We start from the raw sequence: 5,693 nt of genomic DNA on the forward strand, positions 1-5,693 counted from the left end.
CAGCGTTGGCACCGATAACCTGATCGTGTAGTGGAGCATTTTGCAGTGCCGACTATACGAATCAATAGCTTATAACGCTAAGTGTCGAACTCGGGCGTGTTGGGTGTAGCGTCGTTGATATTATGGAGCGCGATAAGGCTCCTGATAATGCATTAATCCAAGGCAAGCGATTGCTTCAAGGCTTGAAGGCTGAACTGGGGCATCACCCTGAGGTTATTGCCATTCGGGGAGAGGGGCTGATGATAGGAATAGAGCTTTCCTATCCTTGTGAGAGCCTGGTGCAACGGGCCCTGACTGAACACAGGATTCTGATAAATGTTACGCGTAAAAACATTATCAGACTATTGCCACCTCTTATTTGTAACGAAAACGAGACCGATGAAATCGTAGCGCGTGTTTCTGATCTTGTTCGAACAAAAAATCGTCATTAAGCGTTCTCAAACAGTGCTACATCATCGCCGCTGACGGTGGTGTAGCATGCGGGATGAACTGGATCTAAGCAACGCTTGTCAGCCGCACCTACGCCTTGACAGGGTAACGGCTGGAAATAGCAATACGATTCCATGTATTGATGATAACGGCAAGCCACTCAATGGCCGACACTTCCTCTTTGGAAAGGCTGGCTGTGGCCTGTTCGTAGATAGCGTCAGGCAATTGGCCGTCAGAGATCAGTGTAATTGCCTCAACAAGCTCTAACGCGGCACGCTCTTTTGAGCTGAAGTATTCGGTCTCTTTCCATGCGGAAAGGACTCCTACCCGATCAGCAGATTCCCCGCTAGCAAGTGCATCCCGCGCATGTAATCTGATGCAGAAAGCACATTGATTTATCTGGGATGCGCGCAGGCGTAAGAGATGCGAAAAGCCTATGGCGACCCCCGCATTGGTTAAAGCATCGGAGGCAAGCCGGTCAAGCTCAATGACTGTTTGGTACAGCTCAGGTGCTGACTTACCAAGATTTACTCTTTCGGCCATGTGACCTCCTTGATTTTGCCCAGCAGCAGTGGACACACCGTTAAGGTAGTAAACTAACCGAGGTGTCCCATGCAAGACAAGCTGTCTCCGATGAAAATGAGCGCTAAAGGCACTTGCTACGACAACGCCTATGCGGAGCACCTTCTCCCACAGCTTGAAAGTAGAGACTATTCACAGCGAGCACTTTCCGACCTGGAACATCATACGTTAGCAGGTCTTCGAATACATTGAACCAGACTACGACCGGCAGCGCCGGCACAGTGCAACTGGATTCATCAGCCCAAAGGCGTTTGAAAACCAGTGAATCGCTTAAACAAGTGCCCACAGTTGCTGTTGTAGGATCAGACTATCCCTTAGAGCTCGTCATTCACGATTGCTTCGTGTTTGCTAATCTTCTGCTCAATGGCAGCCGATAACGCTGCAATCATCTGCAAAGACGTACCTTCCTGCCACCTTAAACCGATACTTCGCTCTACCTCTAGCCCTGAAACTTTTATAGAAACGAGGTCAGAAGGAACAAGGCTTTCTGGTGCTAATGTAAACTTTTTGCTTCTCCTGATTAGTTCAAAAGCCAAGCTTTCACTTTCAATTCTTGCTCGAGCATCCAGCTTGACCCCTTCCGCCTTAAGCCTAGCTCTACCCAAGGGATCCAACTCACAATTAGAACGGTGTATGAAGGGATATTCAGTGAGGTCTCGGATAGAAATAACGTTAGCAGTACTTATATAAGGGTGGTCAGGTGCCACCACAGCTACTAATGGCTCCCTCCAGAGTAATTTTTCATTAGGCATCAAACTGCCAACATTACTTAAAATAACGTCGACTCGTTTATGGCTAAACCAACTTTCCAACCTACTAACTGAACCTTCCCATAAATTTAACTTAGTGCCTTTTTCATTACTCTCAAATGATCGAATTGCCTCAACAATTAAATCTTTAGAAATAGTATCAGCCACACCCAGCACCAATTTTTTTTCCTGTACAGGGTTACCTGAAAACTCTGCGTGAGCTGATTCACAGATGCCAAGGATTTCTATTGCCCGGCGATAAAAACCCTGCCCCTTAGGTGTCAAAGTTAGAGGTCGATTAGCTGGTCCACTTCGATCAAATAATGCCCCTCCTAATTCATCTTCCAAAGCTTTAAGACCTGCCGATATTGATGGTTGGGAAATATGAAGCCGTTCAGCCGCTTTGGTGGCGCTACCATAATCAACTACAGAGACCAAAAATCGTAGGTGCTGAGTCTTAATCATAGATAAATCCAATTATATGGAATAAGAATAATCAAATATACCTATATCATAAGTGTTGTTAAATTGTTGTCAACGGCTAAGCCAATCCGAGGATTATCACAATGTTGACAGAACTAACACGAAACCGTGTCTACTTTGCAGGCATCTGTAGCATGCTTGTTGCCGTTGGCGTTGCTCGTTTTTCATACACCCTCCTTCTTCCTATCATGCAAGACGGAACAGGTCTGACTGAGTTTGGTGGTGGCTGGTTGGCATCAACCAACTACATGGGCTACATGTTCGGAATATTTATCGCTTCTACACTGAACAGTCTCAAGACTAAGTACTACCTGCATCAGCTTTACATGGTATTGGCTGTCATAAGCTGTGCAGCAATGGTGACAACAACCAATCTCGTGTATTGGTCTGTCTTACGCTTTATCGCCGGAGTATGTGCTTCAGGAAGCATGATCATTGCCTCAGGTTTGATCCTGAAATGGTTAGTGCTCAACAAGTACCACGCTGAGTTGGGTATACATTTTGCTGGATGTGGTCTTAGCATCATTGCCGTCTCAGTCCTGATAGACGGTATGATTTCTTTCTCAGCGGATTGGAAACAACAGTGGATGGGGCTTTCTGTATTCGCAACAGTTGTCGCTTTGCCCTCAATGCTATGGATGCCAAAGCCTAGTATTAAACATCAAGCCGGGAGTACTGTAAGTGATACGCCCCCCAGCAAACTATTCAATCGCCTGATGCTGTTAGCATACTTCTGTGCGGGCTATGGTTATGTGGTTACCGCAACTTTTATCGTGGATATTATTGAAGGTGTTGAAAGCCTGCAAGGCCAAGGTAATTTAGCTTTTATTCTAGTTGGCTTGGGGGCGACTCCAGCTGTTATTTTCGCAGATAGGGTTGCACGCCGGATCGGCACTCTCAAAGCACTGCTATGGGCATACGGCTTACAGATCTTTGGAATCCTTTTGCCAGCAATTAATCATTCAGTGTCAGTTGTTATTCTCAGTGCCTTAATATTTGGTGGTACCTTTATGGCCTGCGTAAGCCTAGTACTGACAATGGCTGGAAGATTTTTCCCAAGTAATCCAGCAAAATTCATGGGGAAAATGGCCCTGGCTTATGGCACTGCTCAGATTCTGGCACCTGCCCTGACCGGTTATTTGGCAGATCAATTTGGTAATTATGATCTAGGCTTGTACCTTTCCTCAGGCGTAATGCTAGTTGGGCTGATAGTAATATTATTTTTACTAAAAATTGAGAAACCCCCAATAAAGAACAAAATTCCAGATAAACCTAAATTCGTTTCCTCTTAAGCTAAAACCTGAGAAATTACCCTGTCACAGAATGAGCGTAACGGATATCCAAAATCATATCACACACTTATATAACAACAGCGTCTTATATTTTTCATTTAAACCAAAAACATTTGATCGTAGATGAAAAATCAATTAAGAAATAGAGTATATTTTTAATTAATGAATTTTTATTTCATAGGCTAGACACCTAGAAACCGGGTAATACATATGAAATTAGTACTTTCCACTTTAGATTTTTTGCAACAACATATTGAAGGTAGTCTGCCTTCAAACGCAGTAACGGAAATGCAGTATCCAACTGCTATTTCAAAGCTTCTCGGTTTTCGTATTATTGCCATTGCTAAAGGTAAAGCGACTTTAGAAGTATGCACTGATCCAAGTATCCATGGTAATCAGCAGGGCACTGTACATGGAGGTTTTCTGAGCGAACTAGCAGATGCCGCTATCGGCACTGCTCATTCGACGGCCATAGATACTGGGGAGTCATTCACGAGTATAGATCTGCAAATAAAATTTTTTAGACCCGTGTGGAAATCAAAATTAACTGCAACAGTTTTTCCTGTTAGGGCCGGTCGAACGGTAAGCCATTACCAGTGCGAGATTACTCGCGAGGATGGCCAATTAGTTGCTCTAGCATCCGGCACAATAATGACCCTGCGTGGAGACTTAGCACTTGGCCGCTAGACACCAAAATCATTTGTTAGCTGAGCTTTTTAAGCAACCCTTGCTCAATATTAGGCCACTCCGTATTTATTATCGAATAAACAACCGTATCCCTCACACTACCGTCTTTTAGAATGATATGATTGCGCAATATTCCATCTTGCTTTGCGCCAAGGCGCTCAATAGCTTTTCTAGATACTGTGTTATGAATGTGAGTTCGAAACTCTACGGCAATTGCACCATGCTTCTTGAATAGCTGTTTAAGGAGAAGATATTTACACTCTGTATTAATTCGAGTTCCCCTTGCTGTATTAGAGTACCAAGTATAGCCAATCAAAGCCCGTCTATTCAGTTCATCAACATTGTAGTATCGGGTCGTACCAACTATCTGGTTTGTAGCTTTAACTCGCACAGCATAAGCAATATTTCCTTGCGCCATCTGAGCGATTGCATCTTTGACATATTGATGCATTATTTCGGGGCTTGGTACATTCGCGAACCAGAGCTTCCAGTGCTCACCGTCTTTGACGGCTTCAATCAATGATGATACGTGCTCTAAACTTAGAGGCTCGAGAACTACATACTTACCCTCAATTAAGCTATTTTCTATCCACAAAGCTTCAACCTCCTATTACCACTAACACCTTTTTAAGGGGTGAGCAACGCAATGCTAAAGCCGCCGCATACCACCTTAAAAACTAAACTTAACACATATTAAGATACCACATGTTAAGAATCCATTTTGAACATTTTTTTGGCGAATTACTTAAAACGAAGTGGAATATCTTTCGTTATGGATATGTCCTCTAAACACTTTTTCAAAGGCAACTGCTTGGATTCATAGATTGCTATAATCAATTTTTTCTCTTTGTCTAAGTCCACCGTTAAACAAGCACAACTAAAACCATAGTTTTGATTTGTTCTAACAAATTCTTTTTCATTTACAGTCGCTTGATAAAGTAGCTCCATAGATTTATCGTCCAATATATTTGGAGTACCTTGGACTGATATATCCCACGAGCCATCACGATCAATCAACCACATATTTGCTGGAGAAGGATTTTCGAGCCATCCACATCGAGTCTCTTCTGCTATCGCTGTTAAGGCAGAGAACATCCCCAAAATAACAATCAAAAATCTCACTATTTACTCCATTCGCCTAACGCCATACGAAGCGGTCCGCTTACGCTACTTTTTGACTGGATTTGCAAAGGCGGAGCGCTTGCTTTCCCGATCTTGCGATAATTACGCGCTTTTTAATTTTAAGTGCATTGAGCTTATCCATGATTACAGGTTTTGAATTACCCGGATACTCCCATAGAAACTTGATAAAATCGATATTAAACCTTTCGTCACAACCATCGGCCAAATATTGACTCTTAGTACTTAAAAATGTTCTCCCGAGTTCGACACTTAGCGTTATAAGCTATTGATTCGTATAGTCGGCACTGCAAAATGCTCCACTACACGATCAGGTTATCGGTGCCAACGC

General features: G+C 43.3%; 7 protein-coding genes and 1 pseudogene. 4 read left to right on the top strand and 4 right to left on the bottom strand.

What is annotated here, in order from left to right; all coding sequences use genetic code 11:
- Positions 1–71 precede the first annotated feature (71 nt).
- Positions 72–431, top strand: a complete 360-nt coding sequence (locus ABIE61_RS18410; RefSeq protein ID WP_354412264.1) for an aminotransferase class III-fold pyridoxal phosphate-dependent enzyme — start codon at positions 72–74, stop codon at positions 429–431.
- A gap of 88 nt (positions 432–519) precedes the next feature.
- Here the strand turns inward: ABIE61_RS18410 and ABIE61_RS18415 are convergent, their stop codons facing one another.
- Entirely contained in the window at positions 520–972 is a 453-nt protein-coding gene (locus ABIE61_RS18415) for a carboxymuconolactone decarboxylase family protein (RefSeq protein ID WP_354412252.1), read from the bottom strand.
- A 96-nt stretch (positions 973–1,068) separates the two neighbouring features.
- On the opposite strand from ABIE61_RS18415, the pseudogene ABIE61_RS18420 reads away from it, so the two are divergent.
- Positions 1,069–1,276 (top strand): annotated as a pseudogene (locus tag ABIE61_RS18420) (IS3 family transposase); the annotation flags it as partial.
- A gap of 49 nt (positions 1,277–1,325) precedes the next feature.
- On the opposite strand, the gene ABIE61_RS18425 reads toward ABIE61_RS18420, so the two are convergent.
- A complete protein-coding gene (locus ABIE61_RS18425) occupies positions 1,326–2,225 on the bottom strand; it encodes a LysR family transcriptional regulator (protein ID WP_354412253.1) in 900 nt (299 codons plus the stop codon).
- 101 nt (positions 2,226–2,326) lie between these two features.
- Between ABIE61_RS18425 and ABIE61_RS18430 the strand changes: the two genes are divergently transcribed.
- Positions 2,327–3,535 carry a YbfB/YjiJ family MFS transporter gene (locus ABIE61_RS18430; RefSeq protein WP_354412256.1) on the top strand — a complete coding sequence of 403 codons (1,209 nt, stop codon included), beginning with the start codon at positions 2,327–2,329 and terminating at the stop codon, positions 3,533–3,535.
- Positions 3,536–3,745: 210 nt separating this feature from the next.
- Positions 3,746–4,222, top strand: a complete 477-nt coding sequence (locus tag ABIE61_RS18435) for a PaaI family thioesterase (RefSeq protein WP_354412257.1) — start codon at positions 3,746–3,748, stop codon at positions 4,220–4,222.
- A gap of 16 nt (positions 4,223–4,238) precedes the next feature.
- Here the strand turns inward: ABIE61_RS18435 and ABIE61_RS18440 are convergent, their stop codons facing one another.
- Together ABIE61_RS18440 and ABIE61_RS18445 are read right to left on the bottom strand one after the other, a co-directional pair.
- Entirely contained in the window at positions 4,239–4,817 is a 579-nt protein-coding gene (locus ABIE61_RS18440) for a GNAT family N-acetyltransferase (RefSeq protein WP_354412259.1), read from the bottom strand.
- 146 nt (positions 4,818–4,963) lie between these two features.
- Positions 4,964–5,344 (bottom strand): DUF4087 domain-containing protein, encoded by a 381-nt coding sequence (locus ABIE61_RS18445; protein ID WP_354412261.1) that lies wholly within the window; start codon positions 5,342–5,344, stop codon positions 4,964–4,966.
- Between the last annotated feature and the right edge of the window lie 349 nt (positions 5,345–5,693).

This window comes from Marinobacterium sp. MBR-111 (assembly GCF_040547585.1).
GTDB classification, from domain to species: domain Bacteria; phylum Pseudomonadota; class Gammaproteobacteria; order Pseudomonadales; family Balneatricaceae; genus Marinobacterium; species Marinobacterium iners.